Below are 20,464 nucleotides of genomic sequence, written 5' to 3'. Positions count from 1 at the left end.
GAGCAGATGGGTAATTATTTGTTTCAGAACAGTGAAATGCAAACAACTTCCGTTGGAAAGTTGATTTCTGCCGGTTTTATCCCCTGTGTGAAACTGTTTGATTAACCGTGTTTTTTGCACAACACTGCCAGTAATACAATCTGATTCAGGAACGTCTATGTCACTTACCCGCCCAAGAACGGAACGTGGCGCTTTCCCGCCCGGGACCGAACATTATGGCCGCTCATACCTCGGCGCCCCCTTAATCTGGTTCCCTGCCCCGCAGGCCGATCGCAACAGCGGCCTGATCATTGCCGGAACCCACGGAGATGAAAATTCATCGATTGTGACTCTCTCATGTGCCCTGCGCACCCTGTCCTCGGCGCTGCGCCGCCACCATGTGGTATTAACCGTTAACCCGGACGGCTGTCAGTTGGGATTACGTGCCAATGCCCGTGGCGTGGATTTAAACCGTAACTTCCCGGCGGCCAACTGGCGGGAAGGCGAGACGGTCTACCGCTGGAACAGCTCAGCCGAAGATCGGGACGTGGTGTTGCTGACGGGGGACAAGCCCGGTTCAGAGCCGGAAACCCAGGCACTGTGTCATCTGATCCACAAACTGCATCCGGCCTGGGTTGTCTCGTTTCACGATCCGCTGGCCTGCATTGAAGATCCCGCCCACACGGTACTTGGGCGCTGGCTGGCAGATGCCTTTTCACTGCCGCTGGTCACCAGCGTCGGCTATGAGACGCCAGGCTCATTCGGCAGCTGGTGTGCCGATTTAAGCCTGCACTGCATCACCGCTGAATTCCCGCCGATCTCCTCCGACGAGGCCAGCGAGAAATACCTGAAAGCGATGACCGATCTGTTGCGCTGGGAACCTCAGAGATGAACGACGCCGGTACTGTATTGCAGCGCCGGAGAGACATCCACGGCGAGCCAGGTAGGGCCATCGAGATCGGCAAACTTCACCTCATTCGCCAGCGGCAGTGCGGCACCGATCGCTCGCGAGGTGCAGAGCATACAGCCGAGCATCAGTGAAAAACCACGTTGACGCGCCTCGGCGGCAAGGGAGAGCGCTTCGGTGATGCCACCGGTTTTATCCAGCTTGATATTGACCATATCGTAACGCCCTTGCAGGTCCGCCAGACTCTCCCGGGTGTGGCAGCTCTCATCGGCGCAGATGGGCAGCGGATGAATAAAGTTCGCCAGTGCGGCGTCCTTACCCGCGGGCAAAGGTTGTTCAAGCATGGCGACATCCAGATCCGCCAGCAGCTGGCAGCGGGCTGCCAGTCCTTCGCTGCGCCAGGATTCGTTGGCGTCGACGATAAGCGTCGCCTGCGGCACGGCGCCGCGGATGGCGACCATCCGCTCGCTGATCAGACGATCGTCCAGCTTCACCTTCAGCAGACACGCCCCGGCGTCATAGAGCGCTTTGGCACTGGCGGCCATCTGCGCGGGCTCACCGATGACCACCGTTTGCGCGGTGACCAGCGTCTGCGGCAGCGTCACGCCCGCCAGCGCCGCCAGAGAGATCCCCTGTTGACGGGCGGCTAAATCCCACAGGGCGCTGTCCACCGCGTTGCGTGCGGCACCGGCAGGCAATAACGTCTGTAGCGCTTCCCGGGTAAGGCCGCGCTCCAGTTCAGGCGCCAGCGCCATGATCTGCGCCATTACCGAGGCGATGCTTTCGCCATACCGGGGATAAGGCGTGCACTCCCCCACCCCTTTGACACCCTCTTCCTCTATCTCAACCACCACCACACACGCCTCGCTCCGGGTTCCCCGGGAGATCACAAACGGCGTATGCAGTGGCCAGGCTTCTTCGTAAACCTTGAGGGTTCTCATCACTCACTCCTGTATAGCGGCTTCGCGCAAATAGGGTTTGCTGTGCTATCGGCTGATGACATACACTAACGGCGACGTTAACTATATGTAAACAGGAAGATAACTATGTCACAACTCGTTCATTTCCAGGGCAACCCGGTTTCTGTTGCAGGATCCATTCCTCAGAAAGGCAGCAAAGCGCAGGCGTTTACGCTCGTGGCAAAAGATCTGTCTGACGTCGTGCTGAGCCAGTTTGCCGGCAAGCGTAAAGTGCTGAACATTTTCCCAAGCATTGATACCGGCGTGTGCGCCGCGTCTGTACGTAAATTCAACCAGCTGGCGACCGAAGTGGACAACACCGTTGTGCTGTGCATCTCTGCCGACCTGCCGTTCGCTCAGTCCCGTTTCTGCGGTGCTGAAGGTCTGAGCAACGTTATCACTCTGTCTACCCTGCGCAACCCGGAATTCCTGGAGCAGTATGGCGTGGGCATCTCTGAAGGCGCACTGAAAGGCCTGGCTGCACGTGCAGTTGTGGTGATCGACGAAAATGACACCGTCGTATTCAGCCACCTGGTGAATGAAATCACCACCGAACCAGACTATGCTGCCGCGCTGGAATCGCTGAAGGCGTAACGGCAAAAATGACATGAGCCTGTACAGCATCGGCTCATGTCATTCATTTGACAAGTTCTCATATACCTCGTCACCTTCCTTTCGATACTCTACCGGCGTACACCCCATCTCCCGACGATAGACAGAATACATATACTGAAGTGACGTAAATCCGCTCTGCATAGCCACATCGGCATAACTCAGTTGCGTCTCCCGTAACAAATTTTTTGAGCGCTCGAGTCTGAAGCTCAGTAATTCGTCGTGCAACGTCTTTCCGAGGGTACGCATAAAGTGCATGTCCAGGGTCGCGCGGGAACAGCCTACGTGCTCAGCAACCTGGGCGGCCTTGATCCCCTGGGTTCCGAACTGACGGATGAAGTAGCGGGCGCGCAAAATATAGGTATTCATTATAACGCTGTGTCGGGTAGACGCCTGGGCATTCACGCCTTCAGGCCCGACCATGACATGTTTTTCACGCAGCGGTGTACCCGTCAGCTGCCGGTGCAGCATCTCCGCGGCGGTGCGTCCCATCTGATGAGTACCCTGCGCAACCGAACTGATTGCGATGCGACTGAGGCTGCGCAACAACGGATCATCATCTATGCCGATAATAGCGATCTCTTCCGGCACGGCATAACCCGCAATGGAACACGCCTGCAGCACTTGTCTGGCGCGTGAATCCGTTACTGCGATGATACCAACAGGCTTAGGAAGCGTACCCAACCACCGGGCCAGATCCTCAAGGATGTTTTGCCACACCAAAGCGTGTGTCGGAATGCCTTCAAAGATCTCGGCCTGATGCCCGTCCGCCTCTACAAACTGGCGAAAGGCGTTTGCCCGTTCCACCGCCCAGGGATTCATAATTGTCGGCTCAATGGAGTAACAGGCAAAGCGCGGAAGGCCCATGTCGATGAGATGTTGATACGCCAGCCTCACCAGCTCAACGTTATCCGACGCCACGTAAGGAAGAGAGCGGATCGTTGGGCTGCTCAACTGCCAGGAGCCGCCAATTCCCACCACCGGCATCTCTACCTTCGTCAGTAGCGATGTCAACAAAGGATCGTCGAAATCCGCAATGACGCCATCCCCTTTCCATTCGAGCAGGCTGCCCGGGGATGAGCGGAAATCCTCTTCCAGCAGGAAATCCCAGTGGATGCGGGTCGATTTCATGTACTCGCATATTCCTTCAATGATGCTCCTGCCATAGCGCCCTTTGGCCTTCAGCATCAGTGCCACCCGAAACATGTCATGCTTTCGCGACGCCATATCGTGATCCCTGAATATAGAGAGGAAATATCACCCTATCATAAGCCGAACGATGGCTGTAAAGATATTACTGCCCTTAACCTAATGTTATTAAAGAGTAATTTGACCATTTAGAAAAATCATAAACCGATTTTGCAGCAGAGTTATGCCAGGCTGTTTTCCGTTCCTGAAGTGCAAAAAAATAAAAACCTCTGGAGGAAATGACTCTGCTATGAAATTGCAAATAAACGGAAAACCTCTTTTCCTGTCGCTGACGTTGCTCTTACTGGTTGTCACGCATGTATCGTTCAACCAGGTCCGCGCCGCAGTCAGCCCGGAAAATAACATTGTGGCCGCTAAACCGCGGGTGATTGTCTCAACGGACATCGGCGGGACCGATTTTGACGATTACCAGTCGCTGGTCCACCTGCTGCTGTACGCAGATGCGATGCAGCTCGAAGGCCTACTCTCCTCGCCGTGGGGGCCTGTACGAAACCGTGCGACGGAAATTCTGAAGACTATCGAGCGGTATGAACAGGATTATCCGAATCTGAAAAGCTGGTCCAGTGATTACCCGACCCCGGATTACCTGCGTTCCATTACCCGACAAGGCGGGATGGATTCCGCGCCGCCCGAAGGCTTTAGTCAGCCCACTGATGCCTCAAAACTGATCATTGAAGCGGCAAAACGTCCCGATCCCCGGCCGCTGTGGATCCTGATCTGGGGAGGGATTGACGACCTGGCGCAGGCGCTTCACGACGACCCAACCATCAAGCAAAAAATCCGCGTCTACTATATCGGTGGCCCGAACAAGAAGTGGTCGACATCCGCATACAATTATATTGTTCGCCATCATCCGGACCTGCACATCATTGAAAACAACTCCACCTATCGGGGCTGGTTCACGGGAGGTGATCAAACCAACGGTCTCGACGGCGCGACCTTTGTGGCTACGCATGTAAAAGGCCACGGCGCGCTGGGCGATTTCTTTAATTCTTACGGAGAGGGTCAATTAAAGATGGGGGATACGCCGTCGGTGGCTTATATCCTTGGGCCCAATCCCGACGATCCTCAACAAGAAAGCAAAGGCGGTGGACGGTTTGTGCGGGCATGGGATCGCCCCCTGTACACCTTCAAAGGCAGGCCAACCGCCTCCGACGTGGTGGAAACCTATGGCCTGGTTGAGCTGATCGTTCATCCCAAAGGGCAGGCGCCGGCGGGGACCACCGCAAATCTGGTCGTGCCTGCCTCCGGGAACAAAAGCGATCGTTTCCCGGGCTTCGCAGCCGCTGACGGGACGTGGCACTTCCGTTTCGTCCCGAAAGCATCCCAGACGTGGAAGTACACCATTGAATCTAACTGGGCCGGTCTGCAAGACCCGGTTGGCGGCAGCTTTACCTCAGCGTCCCCTGCGGCTTTACGGGCCACGCAGCCCTCTGGCCGCTATCCAAACTGGTGGACCGACAATCCTGATCCCGCGTTAAGCGAGGACGTACCGCCTTTTGGCCCGCAGCAGGGTATCAAAACCATCAATCAGTGGCGCGCGACCTATCTGGCTGACTTTGCGTCTCGTATCGAACGGCTGAAGCCATCAACACCTGATGTAAAAGAGAGCAAACAACGTCTGTTCGTGTTAACCGATATCGGTGACGATCCCGATGACCAGATGTCAATGGTGCGCCTGATGACCTACGCTAACCAGGTGAACATTGAAGGCCTTGTCGCCACCTCTACCGGCAAAAATAAAGACCAGGTAGAACCACAACGCATCATCGATATCATCAAAGGTTACGGATTAGTCCGCGACAACCTGGAAAAACATGAGCCCGGTTTTCCGCTAGCGGACGATCTGCTTAAGGTCGTGGCTCAGGGCTTGCCAGTCCACAATATGGCCGCAGTGGGTGAAGGCAAAGACTCGACAGGATCGGAACTGCTCATTAAGGCCGTTGACCGTCAGGACGATCGTCCATTATGGGTGACGGTCTGGGGTGGTCCGAATGTGCTTGCGCAGGCGCTATGGAAAGTGCGTCAAACCCGTACGCCTGAAGAGCTTGAAAAGTTTGTTTCCAGACTTCGCGTCTACGCCATCTCCGATCAGGACGACAGCGGTCCGTGGATCCGCAAAATGTTCCCGTCGCTGTTTTACATCGTCTCCCCGGGGCAAAACGCCGGGGGCGGTTTTCACCACGCTACCTGGATTGGCATCGGCGGTGACTATTTCCATGGCCGTTTCGCCGGGGCGGATTATCAGCTGGTAACCAACGAATGGCTGGATAAAAATGTACGCAGCAAAGGCCCTTTAGGGGCAGAGTACCCGCGCTGGAAGTTTATGATGGAGGGGGACACGCCATCATTTTTGAATCTGATTCATAATGGTTTGTCCGATCCTGAACATCCTGACTGGGGTGGCTGGGGCGGTCGTTACGAGCTCTATACGCCGCATAAAGAGCGTTGGTTTATGGCCCAGGAGACGCGCCCGATTTGGACCAATGCGCAGGATGAAGTGCTGGGCTTTGATAATCGCTGGCACACCACTAACCATGCAACAATCTGGCGCTGGCGTGGGGCTTATCAAAATGATTTTGCCGCCCGAATGGACTGGACCATCAAGCCCTACAGTGAGGCCAATCATCCGCCGGTACCAAAACTCGATCACCCTGCCACCCTGACGGTGAAGAAAGGGCAACGGGTGGAGCTCAGCGCAATGGGCTCCACCGATCCCGACGGTGATGCCCTCTCCTATGAATGGTTTGTCTATGCAGAGGCGGGAACGCGCGTATTATCAAATGCGGCCACCGGGGTCATGTTAGACATTAAAAACGCTGACCAGCCAAAGGCCTGGTTCGATGTCACCGATGCCCGGGTGATGCCACCTGGAACAGGTACGATGCATATCATTCTGGCCGTGACCGATCATGGCACGCCGCGCTTAACCCGCTACAAGCGCGTGATTGTCAACGTGGTGCCATAACCCCTCAAGCGGCGGGCCGAATGCCTGCCGCTTCACTTATGTACTGACAGGCGCTACTCGTCACCTTTCTTCTGGCTCAGACCATATTCGCGCAGCTTGTTGGCGATGGCGGTATGAGACACGCCCAACCGTTTCGCCAGCTTGCGGGTGCTGGGATAGTTACGATACAGCTGTGTCAGCACCGAGCGTTCAAAGCGGCTGGTAATGTCATCCAGCGATCCTTCCATCGCCTCTTCCCCTACCGCCACCGTTCCGGCGTCGTAGTCCGGCAATAAGATATCCTGCGGCCGCAGCTCATAGCCTTCAAGCTGGGTCAGGGCACGATAGATCGCATTTTTCAGCTGACGAATATTCCCCGGCCAGCCGTAACGGGTAAGAACCGTATTCAGATCGGCTGAGAACTTCGGTCTTGGGATACCCTGCTCATCGGCAAAGCGCGCCACAAACAGCTCGGTCAACGGCATGATGTCCTGCGGACAATCGCGCAGCGGCGGAATATTGAGGGTCAGAACGTTCAGGCGATAATAGAGATCTTCCCGGAACATCCCCTTCTGCACCAGCTCCACCAGGTTCTTCTGGGTGGCGCAGATGACGCGCACGTCCACATGCACCTCATGATCTTCCCCTACCCGGCGGAAGGTGCCGTCATTGAGGAAACGCAGCAGTTTGGCCTGCATCCGCGGCGACATTTCGCCAATTTCATCCAGCAGCACCGAGCCGCCGTTGGCCTGCTCAAAGAAGCCTTTCTTGCCTTCCGGCGCGTGGCCAAACAGCTCGCTTTCGACGGCATCTTCAGGGATAGAGGCGCAGTTCAACGCCAGGTAAGGTTTGCTCGCCCGCGGCCCCGCCTGATGTACCGCATGGGCCAGCAGATCTTTGCCAGTGCCGGTGTCGCCGGTGATCAGCAGCGGCGCGGCAAGGTTTGCCAGCTTACGCGCCTGCTCCACCACGTGACGCATTTTCGGGCTGACGGCAATAATCTGGCTGAAGGCGCCAACATCCTGGCTCGACAGGTTTTGCAGCTGACGTCCCATGCGGACCGTGGAGCGCAGCATGATCACCGAGCCGGTCAGGGTGCGGTCATCGTTGTCGCCCTGCAGATAGACCGGAGTGATCTCCATCAGGAAGTTTTGCCCGTTGATGATCACATGCTCGCTGTGGGTCGATCGCGGGTTGCTCTCCAGCCAGCGCTGAAAGTTAAAGCCGGGGATCAGCTGGGCGGCATTTTGGCTGCTCAGCTTATCCTGCTCCTGGGCAAAGAGCTGGCAGCTCGCCTGGTTAGCGCGGTCAATTTTGCCCTTCAGATCCAGAGATAAGAACGGCTCGGGCATCGCTTCCAGCAGCGCGCTCAGGGCCAGATGCTCGCGCTCGGAGGGCATCCAGGGCACGGTACGCACGTCCGTAACGCCAGCGATACGGCGGATTTCAGCCATTAAGCTGCTGAATGTTTCAAAGGCAATTTCAGCAAAATTCAGGTAAATCTTCCCGATTGGGTCAATCTCAATTCCGCGCAGGTCAATACTCCGCAAAACAAGGAGATCGAGCAGCTCGCGAGTCAGGCCGAGACGGTCCTTACAAAACACTTCCAGACGCATGGGAAAATCACTCTATAAGCCATTAACTCTGAAATGATAAGCCAGATATCTGCAATCGGGAAGATGGCTGTCAACAAATATTGACAGCCTGTGACCATAGTGACGGAATTTTGTGCGAGGAAGCGAGCTTACTGCGGTTTTTTATTGAGGGTATCTTTCAACTGGCCGATTAATTCCCGACGGAAATCCCCCAGCCGAGGTTTATCATCAGCCGTCCACGGCAGTGGACGGCACAATTCCATCGCTTTGATCCCCAGCCGCGCGGTGAGTAATCCTGCACCAATCCCCTGCGCCGCACGGGCCGAAAGGCGAGCGGCCAGATCCTGCGACATCCAGTCCATCCCCACCTCGCGCACCAGCTCACTGGCCCCGGCGAAAGCCATGTTCAGCAGCACCAGGCGGAACAGACGCAAGCGGCTGTAATAGCCCAGTTCAATGCCGTACAGGGTGGCGATGCGGTTAATCAGGCGCAGGTTGCGCCAGGCAATAAAAGCCATATCCACCAGCGCCAGCGGGCTGACGGCAATCATCAGCGTTGATTCGGCTGCCGAGCGGCTGATCTCCCGCCGGGCCTGGCTGTCCAGCACTGGCTGAACCAGGTGGGCATACAGCGACACTACTTCGCGATCATTTTGCGTTTCGTGAATGGCGGCGTACCAGCGCTGCAGCGCCGGATGAGATTGATCGAGCCCGGCCTGTTTCGCCAGTTTTTCACAAAACGCCCGTCCGTTACCGGTGCCGTGGCTGTGCAGCAGATCCCGGGCTTCATCACGCTCGTGAGCACGCTGGCGCAGTCGCCATAAACGGCGCCATTCGGTGGCAACAGAGCCCACGCCCGCGCCAACGATAAGCGCACCTGCCGCGCATCCCCCCAGCGCCACCCAGTCCTGGGTTTGCCAGGCGTTGATTGCCCACTGCACGCCTTGCCCTACTACCGCAGCGCCCGCCAGCATCAGGCCCGCGCTGACCATTTTGCGCCACAGGCTACGTTTAGGTCGCAAAGCGGCCTCGACGACGGCTTCGGCTTGTCCTTCTTCGGCGGGGACCATATCGGTCATCACCGGCGCGAAGTTTCCGGCCTGAGCGTCATCAAACGTTTGTGCCGCTTTGAAGGCCTCGCGATCCTCCTCTTCCAGAGTGCCGGTAAAATCCATTCGCGGTTTTAAGGGTTCGGTCATCGCAATTTATCTCCGATTAAAAACTCCAGCGCGGCATCCAGGCGAATATGCGGCAGCGGCTGGTCTACATTCATCGTCTGCGGGCGGAAGGCTTCAAACTGAAACCCCTGCTTCTGCCAGAATGCCTGGCCCGGCAGCCGGGCGGGAACCTCGCCAGGGTAGACCGTCAGCGGGGCACCATCGCTCAGACGGTGGCCGCGCAGCGCCGGGATCTTATCGCCATTAACGTCAATCAGGCCACTCTGGGTGGCCTGTACCGAGGCCAGCCCCAGGCAGTCCATGCTAATCCCCTCAAAGGCGGCGTTCTGCCAGGCATCCTGCACCAGCTGCTGGAGGAGCGACACCATATTGGCATGCTGATCCACCGTCACGTGATCCGCCTTGGTGGCGGCAAACAGCAGTTTGTCGATCACCGGGGAGAAGAGACGCCGGAACAGCGTGCGCTGCCCATAGTGGAAGCTCTGCATCAGTTGGGTGAGCGCGAGGCGCATGTCATTGAAGGCCTGAGGGCCGCTGTTGAGCGGCTGGAGGCAATCCACCAGCACAATCTGGCGGTCAAAGCGTAAAAAGTGGTTGGTGTAAAACCCCTTCACCACTTTTTCGCAGTAGTAGTTGAAGCGCTCGCGCAACATCCCGGCGTTGGTCTGTTTGTCCGCCTGGGCAAGCTTCGATTCACCAAAAGCCTCCACGTCCGGCCAGGGGAAAAATTGCAGCGCCGGGGCACCCGCCATATCTCCCGGCAGCACAAAGCGACCCGGCTGGATAAAGTGCAGACCCTCTTTCTTACATTGATGCAGATAATCGGTCCAGGCTTCTGAAATGGCCGCCAGCCGGTTTTCATCGGCGGGTGCCAGCGGATCCAGCCCCTCACACAGGGAGCGCCAGCGGGCGGACCACGCCGCGCGGGGCCCCTGTAACAGGCCGGTCATCTGCCGCGACCAGCTGAGATAGTCCTGGGTCAGCATCGGCAGGTCGAGCAGCCATTCGCCGGGATAGTCGACAATCTCCAGATAGAGGGTGGAGGTCTCTTTAAAGTGACGAAGCAGCGAGTCGTTGGAGCGGTACCGTAACGCCAGGCGGATTTCACTCACCCCGCGGGTGGGCGTTGGCCAGGTTGGCGGCGTGCCGTAAAGCTGGGCCAGCCCTTCGTCGTAGGTGAAGCGAGGAATACCAAAATCACGCTGAGGAACGCGCTTTACGCCAAGCAGGCGCTCTTCGCGCACCGCGCTCAACAGCGGCAAGCGCGCCCCGGCATGCAGGTTAAGGAGTTGATTCACCATCGCCGTAATAAAGGCGGTTTTGCCGCTGCGGCTCAGTCCGGTGACCGCCAGGCGCAGATGACGGTCAACCCCACGATTCACCAGAGAATTAAGTTCATTTTTAAGTCGCTTCATCGCCGTCCTTCATTGCGTGGTCCGCTGAATTAGCTTGCTTCAGAATACAGTAAATGGGGGCAGATCGTTGATTATCAATTCATAATTATTGCTATTGCCGTTTTCTCTCCAGTAAGATGAGCCAAATTGCTGTCTTTCAGGAGCGAGTAAGGCGTATGTCACCCACCATTTATGATATTGCGCGAGTTGCTGGCGTTTCGAAATCAACCGTGTCCAGGGTTCTGAATAAGCAAACAAATATTTCGCCCGAAGCGCGCGAAAAGGTGCTCAAGGCGATTGCAGAATTAAATTATCAACCCAATAAACTTGCCCGCGCCCTCACCTCTTCTGGCTTCGATGCCATTATGGTTATTTCCACCCGTTCAACCAAAACCACTGCCGGTAATCCTTTTTTCTCTGATGTGCTACATGCCATTACGGCGAAAGCGGAGCAGGAAGGTTTTGACGTTATTTTGCAAACATCAAAAAGCAGTGAAGACGATCTGCTGAAATGTGAAAACAAAATAAAACAGAAAATGATTAAAGGCGTCATCATGCTGAGCTCGCCGGCAAATGAATCCTTTTTCTCCAGACTGGATACTTACGGTATTCCGGTTGTGGTCATTGGGAAAGTAGAGGGCGATTTCGAGAACATTTACTCTGTCGACACCGATAACTATCATGACAGCGCCATATTAACAGAGACCTTTATTAAAAAAGGTCGGCGTAATATTGCCTGCCTGCATGCGCCACTTGATTATCACGTCTCTATCGACCGACTTGCGGGATATAAAGCCAGCCTGGAAAAATATCAGATCGCCATTAACCCGGAGTGGATCATCGACGGCGGTTATACCCATGAGAGTGCGATCGCAGCGGCCATTCAATTATTGTCCTGCGCCACCCCGCCGGATGCGGTATTTGCTACCGACAGCATGAAGTTACTTAGTCTCTATCGCGCAGCGGATGTGTTAAACATCACGATCCCTGAACAGGTTGCGGTAGCAGGTTACAGCGACCCAATGTTATCTCTCATTTTGACCCCTGCGCCTGATGGATTCGATATCCCGACGCGTGAACTGGGTGAAGAGAGCTGCGATCTCTTGTTCAGGCGCATCGCGGGTAAGCCCGCCCCGCATAAGGTGCTGGTTGATACCCATTTAACCCGAGCGAATGCGCTTCGTTAAAACCAGGGGCGTTAACCCCTGGTGTACCACTCATCAGAAGGCGTAATTTACCCCTACGCCCGCGTAGTGGAAGCGGTCGTTCTCACCTTCGTCATGGTTTTCCCATTCATAAGCATATTCCAGCGTCATGGACAAACCATTACTGAAATCATAGGCATAGAGAAGACCCAGGCGGTTAAAATCGTGACCTTCACGCTCAGGATCGTCCTGCCAGTCCCAGTTTGACCAGCGATCAAGACCCAGGCGGGTATAAGGTGTCAGCGTGGTACTGCCTAAAGAAATCGGCAAATAAGCACGTATTTCCTGCGTAGAAAATTCGCCATTATTACGCGAACCATCCATATTAAAACCGCGCTCTAAATAGTAGTTAATTTTTGCAGAGATCGTTTCGTTGAGGATCCAGGTAAAGCCCGTTTCGGTTTCGACACGGCTGTCAGCATAACCGGTTTTTTCCAGATCGTTGGCAAATTGATACATGGCAAACCAGCCGCTAAAACGCCAGTCATCGGTTAATTTAAGATCCCAGTCCGGCTGAATTTTATAGCGCTGCATATTTGCGCTTCCGTCTTTGGCGCCATGTTCATCTTTAAAATGATATCCATAATTACGGAAGCCGCCGGTGAGTCCGAACGTGAAATCATCAGTACCAATAAAGCGATAGCGTAATTCAAATTCTGGACGATCGAAATAGGTTCCCCGGGTCATGCTGCTGTAATCAACCGGCCCCTCCTGATACATAGCCAGTGAGAGGGTCCAGGCGTCCCAGGTAGCATTAAACCACACCGAGGGTTCATATAATCCATCTTTATCGTCGCCCTGGCCTTCGACGTTTTCAATTTCATACATTGCCCCAATATTAAAATCCCAGTGTTGTGCGGTTTCCGTTGCCTGTACGCAGCTGACCCCTGCGCACAGAACAAGCGCAGCACTTTTTAGTAGAGTACTCATTAAAATATTCCCTATATAAGTTACAAACAAAAAAACCGGGAATGTCTATTCCCAGCGAACGCTCTTATTATCGGATGGCCACTTCAGTTTCCGCGTCGAAGAAATGGCACTTATTCATATCGAAGCGGATGCCGATATTGTCTCCTGCCGCATAGTCATTTGCCGCCCCGGCTCGAACCACCAGCTCATGCCCCCCAACGCTGGCGTAGAGCATAAATTCGGCGCCTGTCAGCTCCGCGACGCTGACTTTCGCAGCGATGTTTTCCTCCTCGCCCTGCGGAGTAATTATATCTTCCGGCCGGATCCCGAATACCACGGCTTTACGCTGGTAACCCCTGGAATTGAGGACCGCGAGCTGGTCTTGAGGGATCTCAAGACGCAGCGTTTCGGTGACAAAATAGCGGTCGTCTATCGCGCCGCGAATGAAATTCATCGCTGGCGAGCCGATAAATCCCGCGACAAACATATTGGCCGGTTCGTTATAGACCTGTTTTGGTGCCCCCACCTGCTGAATGATGCCGTCTTTGAGGATCACAATCCGGGTCGCCATGGTCATGGCTTCGGTCTGATCGTGCGTCACGTAGATCATAGTGGTGTTGAGCTTCTGATGCAGCTTGCTGATTTCAGCGCGCATCTGCACGCGAAGTTTGGCGTCGAGATTTGAGAGAGGTTCATCCATCAGGAATACACCCGCTTCCCGCACAATCGCTCTGCCTAACGCCACGCGCTGGCGCTGGCCGCCGGATAAGGCGCCCGGTTTGCGCTTGAGGTAGTCGCGCAGGCCCAGGATTTGCGCCGCCCAGTTAACGCGCTCTTCGATGACCGCTGGCGCAATTTTTTGCATCTTCAGCCCAAAGGCCATGTTGTCGTAGACCGTCATATGCGGATAGAGCGCATAGTTCTGGAACACCATGGCGATATCCCGGGATTTGGCCGGCACATCATTCATGCAGACACCGTCTATCACCAGTTCACCGGCACTGATCTCCTCCAGCCCGGCAATCATGCGCAGCGTCGTCGATTTACCGCACCCGGAAGGCCCCACAAAAACAATAAACTCTTTGTCCTCTATTTCAAGATTGAAATCCTTCACCACATGAACGTGGTTATCATAGATTTTCTGAATGTGTTTCAGAGACAGTTGCGCCATTGTTAGTTCCTTATCAATACCGTCCGGGAGGCCCAGAAATCGGTCAGGCATTTCCAGGTCAGCTCCCGCGTTGAATGAAGTTGTAGTCCCGCACGATCAAGGCCAGGCCCAATCCCCACCGACAACATCCCCGCTGCGTTGATGGCTTCGACACCTGCGGCCGCATCTTCAATGCCAATGGCCTCATCAGGATGGACCTGCAGGCCAGCGCAGGCCGCAAGGAAGATCTCCGGATGCGGTTTGGAACAGGTAATGCGGGAAGCATCGGCGCAAAAATCAAACGCCTGCTCTATCCCCAGGGCGTGCAAAATGCCTGGCGCATTAAGTGATACGGATGCCAGCCCAATCCTGACGTCCGCCGCACGGATGTCCTCCAGCACCTCGCGGATACCCGGAAGCAGGGATTCATGCGTCAGCGAGGCCAGAGACTGCACGTAGAGGTCGTTTTTTTTACTCGCCAGCGCCAGGCGCTGCTGATGGTCAAACGTCTGCTCTTTGCCACCGTGGCGCAGGATCCGCAGCAGGGAGTCCATGCGGCTTATCCCTTTCAACTCTTCATTGAAGGATTCGTCGATGGTGATGCCAATCTCCTGCGCCACCGCACGCCAGGCCAGAAAATGAAGATGCGCGGTATCAGTGATGACGCCATCAAGGTCGAAAATTATGGCTTTAAGCATCACTCCCCTCCGTGGTAGCGCTCCCAGATACAGGCGTAATAAAATCTGAGTAAGACCATACCTGCCGCCCCGAAACGTTTAACCTTCTCCCCAACAGGGTCAGGATGACGGGAGCGGAGGTTTCGATTGTTAAGCGATCATGCTCACAGGTGACGTTCATATGCGCGTTCCGCCAGCGCAGCGGGAAAGTGAGCTTACGCCAGTGGGCGGGCAGTTTTGGCGCCAGATGCAATTCACCGTCTATCACCTGCAGACCGGCAAATCCCTGGATAACCCCGGACCAGATAGCGCCCGTCGCGGCAGCATGGATCCCCTCATCACTGCTGTGAGGATCGTCGCCAAGGTCGATGGCAATACCATCACGCCAGAAGGTGTAAGCCCGTTCTGTATCGCCGCAACGCGCAAAAACAATCCCGTGAATGGCTTTACTGAGCGACGAGTCATGAATAGTGCGTGGCTCATAGAACGCCAGATTGGCGGAACATTGCTGATGCGTAAACCGTTCCGGCAGCAGGTAGTTGAGCATGACCACATCCGCCTGCTTAAGGATCTGCATCTCGTTCACTTCTGCGCGAGAGTAATCCAGCAGGATGGTCTGTTTGCCCGCTTTCGCTTTATAGCGACTCAGATCGATTGCCGGTTTCGCCATGAAGGTATCATCCTGAGGCAACACCCCTTCGGCGTTCGCTTCCGGTAGCCATAAACGTGTCAGGAAACGTGTGGCGTTTTCGGTAAAGCGCGCATCTTCCCGCCCGAACATCAACATAAACTGGCGTGCGCTGGCGACATTATGCCAGGCCAGATAGTTGGTATAGGCGTTGTTATTGACGTGCTCGGTATATTCATCCGGGCCAATCACATCATGGATTTCCAGTCGCCCGTTGGCTTCCGTGGCGCGCCCCATCCAGAACGATGCCGTTTCCATCAACAGCGTCAGCCCTTCATTACGCATAAAGGCGTCATCGTGCGTTGCCTGCCAGTAAGCAACCACAGCCCAGGCGATATCCGCCACGATGTGGTGCTCCGCCAGTGCGGAAGCCACCTTCTGGCGTACGCCGGTGCGAATGTTGATCGCCGCGAACTCCGGTGTCTCTTCCTGCCCGCTTGCCGCGCTCTCCCACGGAAATAGCGCGCCGGGCCAGCCGTTACGACGTGCCTTTTCTCGTGCTCCCGGCAGGTTCAGCCAACGATAACGCAGAAGCGTGCGGGCTACCTGCGGGCGGGTAAAGAGATGGAAAGGCAGCATGAATATTTCGGTATCCCAGAAGACATGCCCTTTATAGCCCTCCCCGGTAAGCCCCTTGGCCGCAATACTGCTTCGCTCATCATGGGCGGGCGTCATGGCGGTGAGATGCCAGACGGCATAATCCAGCGCCATCTGATCCTGCTCTTCCGTAGAAGAGACCTCCACCCGACAGTCACGCCAGATGTGCTCCCAGGCGCGAGCGGAACGCGCCAGCAAAGCGGCGTAACCGCTTGCTGCGCAGGCCTCGAGTTCGGCCAGGGCACGACGGGCAAAGGTCTCCCTGGAGAGAGCTCTGTCCCTGCGGTGAGTCACCCACACCAGCTTCTCCAGAGTGACGGTTTCCTCTTTCGAAACCGTCAGCGCATGGTGAACCATGATGCGGCGATTTTTGGCCGTAAAGCAGCTGTCGCTCTCCATCGAGAGGCGACAGCATGCAGAGATCGCCACATCCGCAGCGCGATCCTGGGTCTCATACACCCCCTGCAGATAGTGCGGGTCGAAAACTCTGACAGAAATTTCATCCAGATGCTGTCTGCCGCTGTTGGTCTGGGTCGCATCAATCCCCGTTTTCAAAACCATCTGCGAGGATGCGTCCAGCGGCGTGATGGAAAGCTGCATCGCCACCAGCGGCAACGCATCCAGCGATACAAAACGACGGCTCTCCAGACGGTAGCGCTTCCCTTCAGGGGAGCGCCAGAGCACACAGCGACGCAACTCCCCGTTAGAAAAGAGCAGTTCGCGCTGCCAGCTCAGGATCTCTCCTGACAGCAGGGTAAAATTCTCGCCGTCGAGCTCGATATCAATGCCAATGATATCCGGGAGATTAACCAGCTCGCTGGTTTCGTTAGGTCCGGCCCGGTGATAGAGGCCAGCCAGATACATCCCCCGGGTCTGCTGGGTGTAATCTTCTTCGTGCGCGGCGCGAATGCCCATATAGCCGTTACCGCAGGCCATAATCGAGCCATATTTATTCAGACTGTGGGGGCAAAACGCCGGATCGGTTAATACAGAGAGGTTCAGCATAACGTCACGCTTTCCCCTTTTTCCGCCGCTTCATACAGCGCGGCGACTAATTGCTGGATCACCCACCCTTGTTCGGCATCGGCGATCATCACTGGCTCCCCCATCACGTGGCGCACAAAGGCTTCCATGCTGCGTAAATGCCGCTGGTCGTCAGCCTCTTCTCGCTGCGTGATGGTGCGTAAAATGCCGCCCTCGTCGTTGTAGATATGCGCCGGGAACAGCGTGGCGCCTGCCTTTTCACCGCAGAACGACACGTTCATGATGGATTGCTCGCGGATATTGAGCACAAAGGAGGTATCCAGGCGCAGCACCCCGCCATTGCAGAACTCAATCGTGCCAAACAGGGCATCTTCGACGGTAAATTGAGCAGGATCCCACTCTCCGAACTGGCCCCGGTTTTTACGGTGTCCCAGCTTTTGAAAGCTGTGCGCCGTTACCCGTTTTACGGCCGGGAAACCCAGAACATACATCGCGGCATCAAGCATATGGATGCCGATATCGATCAGCGGTCCACCGCCCTGGAGCGATTTGTTGGTAAACACCCCCCATCCGGGCACGCCGCAGCGGCGCAGCGCCTGCGCTGTCGTGAAGTAAATTTCGCCAAATGTCCCTTTCAGCACGGCCTCACGCAGCAGTTGCGTATCACGTGCAAAACGATGGTGAAAATCATACGCCAGCACTTTTTCCGTCCTGCGGGCAGCAATGCGCATCTGATCGGCCTGTTGCGGCGTCATGGCGGGAGGTTTTTCGCACATCACATGACACCCTGCCGCCAGCGCCGCAAGGACATGGTCAACATGGAAACGATTCGGTGAACAGACGCTCACCACATCCGCTTTTACCGCCCGCAGCATATCGTGGACATCCTGCCACGCCGAAGGAATCGCATGGCGTTGTGCAAATGCCTGCGCTTGTTCGAGGCGGCTGTCCATGACAGCCACCATCTGAACATCACTGCGCGTGGCGTAATAGGAGGCGTGCACTTTGTCCGCCACCTGCCCGGCGCCGATGATGGCGACGCGCAGCGGCGAAGGTGTTGAGGCACTCATCACGCTCGTCATCCTTAGCATTCACGCAAATAAGTGAGTGAGTCCCGGTAAGCCTTAGCAGGATCGTCGGCACGAACCCGGCATTCGTAGACCACATACCCCTGATAATTGTCGGCACGGAGCCGATCGAACAGAGTGGCAAAGTCCAGGCTGCCGCTGCCAGGCTGATAACGATGGTTATCGGCGATATGTACGTGCCCAAGCAGATCGCGGCTTTGGTGCAGCGCATCCGTTATCGAATCTTCTTCAATGTTCATATGGTAAAAATCGCCAATGATCTGCACATGCTTCAGGGCATTCTCTTCGATGTAACGACGTGCATCGGCCAGGGTGTTAATCATATGATCCTGATAGCGGTTCAGCGGCTCCAGGTAGACTGTGGTACCGGTGCGCGCCGCCACCTCATCCAGCCAACGCAGGGAGGCGCTTACCGCTTTACGGTCGCCTTCCAGGCTGCGAGGAGAGGTCATCGGCGGCAGACGGAAGGTAAACATGCCCCAGGCGGCAGGCACGATGATCCCCTTCCCGCCCACCTCTGCGAGCGCTTCAAGAATACGTTCAATCTGCTGTAAGCCGTTCAGGCGGCGCTCTTCGATAAAGTCGCCAATCCAGCCGTCGTAGCCGCCGCAGGCGGTGGTCACCGGTAACCCCGTGGCGTTGATGGCCGCTTTTACCTCGTCCAGATTGTCCACCAGCAATTTGCCGTCGATCTCGTAGCCATCAAAACCCATGGCTTTGATGTACTGGAATTTCTCCAGGATATTGGTCGGGAAAAAGGCCTGGTTTTGCGTTGCGATTTTCATGAATGGCTCTCCTTAGCTTAAAACGTGACGCCCATTTTGATGCTCAGCTCCGGGTGCTGATCGACATACTTCATGTAGCTTTCCGGGCTGGTGGTGAAGGTCACGACCGGGTCAATCAGATCCTCGCAGTTGAGATATCCGTTCATCAGCAGCTCCCAGCAGGTCTCTTCGATACGCTTGCGGCTCCAGCGCGGATAATCCGGGTTTGGCTCGCTGCAGGCGCGGGAGAAGACTATCTTCGCGTTGTTGAAATGCGCTTCGCGGCCCAGGTTGAAGCCCGCTGCAAACGGCTTGGCGAAAGCCACATAGGAGATGGTTCCGCCGTAGGCGAGCCCGCGCAGCGCAGACTGCAGGGCATCCGCAAAACCGCTGGTTTCAATGATCACATCCGCGCCCTGCTTGCCGGTCAGTTTTTTAATTTCCAGACCGACATCGGTACCGATTGGGTTCAGGCAATGGTCTGCACCATGGCGACGAGCGATTTCACAGCGGTGTTCGATAGGATCGACACCGATAACAATGGAAGCCCCGGCTTTTTTCGCCAGTTGAATGGCGATCTGCCCGATGGCGCCCAGACCAACCACCACCACGAAATCCCCTACCCGCACGTTAGCATCCCGTACCCCGCTCATGGCGAACTGCGCCGGGTCGTAGCAGACGGCATTTTTCCAGGACGCCCCCTGCGGCATTTTGCGCAGCTTGTAGTTATTGACGGCATTGACAATCACCGTCTCCTGCAGCGGCCCGTAACAGCAGACGCTGTCGCCGATCTGGTACTCCGTCACGTCAGCGCCGCATTCGATGATGTCGCCCACAATCATATTGCCCAGCTGAAACTTGCCGAACTCGATCCCACGGGCGGCCCCTTCTTCACGTGGGGTGAACATCTGCCACTCCGCGTTGAAATCCTCATCAATAAAAGGGCTTGCCGCACGAAAATCCACCACCTCAGTGCCGTGCTTCGGCGCGCCAAAACGGGCGCGAATTTTCACTTCATGCGCAGCAACAGCACGATCTTCATACTCCACCAGCGCCGCCACACGCGGCGCTGTCGCAACTAACTTCTTCATGACTTACTCCTTGTTAAACTGGCCGCCTCAGCCCTTAACGCCACCGGCGGTCAAACCACTTTTGATAAAACGTTCAGACAGCGCATACATGATCACCACCGGCAGTGCCGTCACCAGCGATGCCGCCATCATGCGACCCCAGATATAATCCGGCGTACTGAAGAGCGTGTTCAGCCCTACCGGCAAGGTGAAGTTGCTGGCGCTGGAGAGGAAAATGGAGGCGAACAGATAGTCGTTCCACGCCACCATGAAGCAGTAGACGAAGACCGACACCAGCCCGGAAATAGCCAGCGGCACGGTGATGCGAAAGATAATTTGCAGGCGGTTAAGGCCATCCATCATCGCGGCCTCTTCGATCTCGTCCGGGATGGTGTCGAAATAGCTGCGCAGCCTGAAGACCGCCCTCGGCAGCGTCGGGGTCACCCTGGTGATAACCCACGCCCGCCCGGTATCCTCAACACCTCGCGACGTGATGATTTTGGACAGCGGTACTCCCACCAGGCTCCCCGTGCCCCTGGCGCCGGCTTCCGA

At 56.0% G+C, this 20,464-nt stretch carries 17 protein-coding genes; 4 read left to right on the top strand and 13 right to left on the bottom strand.

Annotation, left to right across the window (positions count from 1 at the left end; translation table 11 throughout):
* Positions 1-157 precede the first annotated feature (157 nt).
* On the top strand, positions 158-871 hold the full coding sequence (gene mpaA, locus C3406_RS08610; RefSeq protein ID WP_103822210.1) for a murein tripeptide amidase MpaA: 714 nt from the start codon (positions 158-160) through the stop codon (positions 869-871).
* Here the strand turns inward: mpaA and ycjG are convergent.
* The gene (ycjG, locus tag C3406_RS08605; protein WP_103822211.1) at positions 862-1,827 is read right to left on the bottom strand and encodes an L-Ala-D/L-Glu epimerase; all 966 of its coding nucleotides are present in this window, start codon (positions 1,825-1,827) and stop codon (positions 862-864) included. The two genes, mpaA and ycjG, sit on opposite strands and share 10 nt — an antisense overlap.
* A 105-nt stretch (positions 1,828-1,932) precedes the next feature.
* On the opposite strand from ycjG, the gene tpx reads away from it, so the two are divergent.
* Complete coding sequence (gene tpx, locus C3406_RS08600) at positions 1,933-2,439, top strand: thiol peroxidase (protein WP_103179860.1); 507 nt, start codon at positions 1,933-1,935, stop codon at positions 2,437-2,439.
* A gap of 39 nt (positions 2,440-2,478) precedes the next feature.
* Here tpx and C3406_RS08595 read toward each other — a convergent pair whose 3' ends face one another.
* Positions 2,479-3,684: a XylR family transcriptional regulator gene (locus C3406_RS08595; RefSeq protein WP_199182707.1), complete on the bottom strand. Its 1,206-nt coding sequence runs from the start codon at positions 3,682-3,684 to the stop codon at positions 2,479-2,481.
* A 211-nt stretch (positions 3,685-3,895) separates the two neighbouring features.
* Here C3406_RS08595 and C3406_RS26265 point away from each other — a divergent pair, with 211 nt between their 5' ends.
* Positions 3,896-6,634, top strand: coding sequence for a nucleoside hydrolase-like domain-containing protein (locus tag C3406_RS26265; RefSeq protein ID WP_199182708.1), 2,739 nt, complete (start codon positions 3,896-3,898; stop codon positions 6,632-6,634).
* A 53-nt stretch (positions 6,635-6,687) separates the two neighbouring features.
* On the opposite strand, the gene tyrR is transcribed toward C3406_RS26265, so the two are convergent.
* The 3 genes from tyrR to C3406_RS08570 form a co-directional block, all read right to left on the bottom strand.
* Positions 6,688-8,229, bottom strand: a complete 1,542-nt coding sequence (gene tyrR / locus C3406_RS08580) for a transcriptional regulator TyrR (protein ID WP_103822212.1) — start codon at positions 8,227-8,229, stop codon at positions 6,688-6,690.
* A gap of 128 nt (positions 8,230-8,357) precedes the next feature.
* Positions 8,358-9,407, bottom strand: a complete 1,050-nt coding sequence (locus C3406_RS08575; protein ID WP_103822213.1) for a YcjF family protein — start codon at positions 9,405-9,407, stop codon at positions 8,358-8,360.
* Positions 9,404-10,801, bottom strand: a complete 1,398-nt coding sequence (locus C3406_RS08570; RefSeq protein WP_103822214.1) for a YcjX family GTP-binding protein — start codon at positions 10,799-10,801, stop codon at positions 9,404-9,406. The genes C3406_RS08575 and C3406_RS08570 overlap by 4 nt, the downstream gene beginning before the upstream one ends.
* Positions 10,802-10,956: 155 nt before the next feature.
* Here C3406_RS08570 and C3406_RS08565 point away from each other — a divergent pair, with 155 nt between their 5' ends.
* Positions 10,957-11,967 (top strand): LacI family DNA-binding transcriptional regulator, encoded by a 1,011-nt coding sequence (locus C3406_RS08565; RefSeq protein ID WP_103822215.1) that lies wholly within the window; start codon positions 10,957-10,959, stop codon positions 11,965-11,967.
* Positions 11,968-12,000: 33 nt separating this feature from the next.
* Here the strand turns inward: C3406_RS08565 and C3406_RS08560 are convergent, their stop codons facing one another.
* From C3406_RS08560 to C3406_RS08525, 8 genes are all read right to left on the bottom strand, one after another.
* Positions 12,001-12,915: an OmpG family monomeric porin gene (locus C3406_RS08560; protein WP_103822216.1), complete on the bottom strand. Its 915-nt coding sequence runs from the start codon at positions 12,913-12,915 to the stop codon at positions 12,001-12,003.
* Positions 12,916-12,982: 67 nt separating this feature from the next.
* Positions 12,983-14,065, bottom strand: a complete 1,083-nt coding sequence (locus C3406_RS08555; protein WP_103822217.1) for an ABC transporter ATP-binding protein — start codon at positions 14,063-14,065, stop codon at positions 12,983-12,985.
* Positions 14,066-14,067: 2 nt separating this feature from the next.
* Positions 14,068-14,742 carry a beta-phosphoglucomutase gene (pgmB, locus tag C3406_RS08550; RefSeq protein ID WP_476629931.1) on the bottom strand — a complete coding sequence of 225 codons (675 nt, stop codon included), beginning with the start codon at positions 14,740-14,742 and terminating at the stop codon, positions 14,068-14,070.
* Positions 14,735-17,011, bottom strand: a complete 2,277-nt coding sequence (locus C3406_RS08545; RefSeq protein WP_103822219.1) for a glycoside hydrolase family 65 protein — start codon at positions 17,009-17,011, stop codon at positions 14,735-14,737. Before C3406_RS08545 ends, pgmB begins: the two co-directional genes overlap by 8 nt.
* A complete protein-coding gene (locus C3406_RS08540) occupies positions 17,005-18,063 on the bottom strand; it encodes a D-glucoside 3-dehydrogenase (RefSeq protein WP_103822504.1) in 1,059 nt (352 codons plus the stop codon). The genes C3406_RS08545 and C3406_RS08540 overlap by 7 nt, the downstream gene beginning before the upstream one ends.
* Positions 18,064-18,074: 11 nt before the next feature.
* On the bottom strand, positions 18,075-18,863 hold the full coding sequence (locus C3406_RS08535; protein WP_103822220.1) for a 3-dehydro-D-guloside 4-epimerase: 789 nt from the start codon (positions 18,861-18,863) through the stop codon (positions 18,075-18,077).
* Between the two features lie 17 nt (positions 18,864-18,880).
* The gene (locus C3406_RS08530; protein WP_103822221.1) at positions 18,881-19,933 is read right to left on the bottom strand and encodes a D-guloside 3-dehydrogenase; all 1,053 of its coding nucleotides are present in this window, start codon (positions 19,931-19,933) and stop codon (positions 18,881-18,883) included.
* A gap of 27 nt (positions 19,934-19,960) precedes the next feature.
* Positions 19,961-20,464 (bottom strand): carbohydrate ABC transporter permease (locus C3406_RS08525; protein WP_146052662.1); only part of this gene is annotated, 504 nt, incomplete at its 5' end.

Source organism: Leclercia sp. LSNIH8 (assembly GCF_002920195.1).
In the GTDB taxonomy this organism is placed as follows: Bacteria; Pseudomonadota; Gammaproteobacteria; order Enterobacterales; family Enterobacteriaceae; genus Enterobacter.
The sequence above is the reverse complement of the archived record's forward strand: the minus strand, read 5'-3'. Positions and strand labels throughout refer to the sequence as shown.

Bases quoted from the DNA above. Each gene is read 5' to 3' on its own strand.
- tpx (WP_103179860.1), top strand. From the start codon at position 1,933: ATGTCACAACTCGTTCATTTCCAGGGCAACCCGGTTTCTGTTGCAGGA.
- C3406_RS26265 (WP_199182708.1), top strand. From the start codon at position 3,896: ATGAAATTGCAAATAAACGGAAAACCTCTTTTCCTGTCGCTGACGTTG.
- C3406_RS08545 (WP_103822219.1), bottom strand. From the start codon at position 17,011: ATGCTGAACCTCTCTGTATTAACCGATCCGGCGTTTTGCCCCCACAGT.
- mpaA (WP_103822210.1), top strand. From the start codon at position 158: ATGTCACTTACCCGCCCAAGAACGGAACGTGGCGCTTTCCCGCCCGGG.
- C3406_RS08555 (WP_103822217.1), bottom strand. From the start codon at position 14,065: ATGGCGCAACTGTCTCTGAAACACATTCAGAAAATCTATGATAACCAC.
- ycjG (WP_103822211.1), bottom strand. From the start codon at position 1,827: ATGAGAACCCTCAAGGTTTACGAAGAAGCCTGGCCACTGCATACGCCG.
- C3406_RS08560 (WP_103822216.1), bottom strand. From the start codon at position 12,915: ATGAGTACTCTACTAAAAAGTGCTGCGCTTGTTCTGTGCGCAGGGGTC.
- C3406_RS08570 (WP_103822214.1), bottom strand. From the start codon at position 10,801: ATGAAGCGACTTAAAAATGAACTTAATTCTCTGGTGAATCGTGGGGTT.
- C3406_RS08535 (WP_103822220.1), bottom strand. From the start codon at position 18,863: ATGAAAATCGCAACGCAAAACCAGGCCTTTTTCCCGACCAATATCCTG.
- C3406_RS08575 (WP_103822213.1), bottom strand. From the start codon at position 9,407: ATGACCGAACCCTTAAAACCGCGAATGGATTTTACCGGCACTCTGGAA.
- C3406_RS08595 (WP_199182707.1), bottom strand. From the start codon at position 3,684: ATGGCGTCGCGAAAGCATGACATGTTTCGGGTGGCACTGATGCTGAAG.
- pgmB (WP_476629931.1), bottom strand. From the start codon at position 14,742: ATGCTTAAAGCCATAATTTTCGACCTTGATGGCGTCATCACTGATACC.
- C3406_RS08530 (WP_103822221.1), bottom strand. From the start codon at position 19,933: ATGAAGAAGTTAGTTGCGACAGCGCCGCGTGTGGCGGCGCTGGTGGAG.
- C3406_RS08565 (WP_103822215.1), top strand. From the start codon at position 10,957: ATGTCACCCACCATTTATGATATTGCGCGAGTTGCTGGCGTTTCGAAA.
- tyrR (WP_103822212.1), bottom strand. From the start codon at position 8,229: ATGCGTCTGGAAGTGTTTTGTAAGGACCGTCTCGGCCTGACTCGCGAG.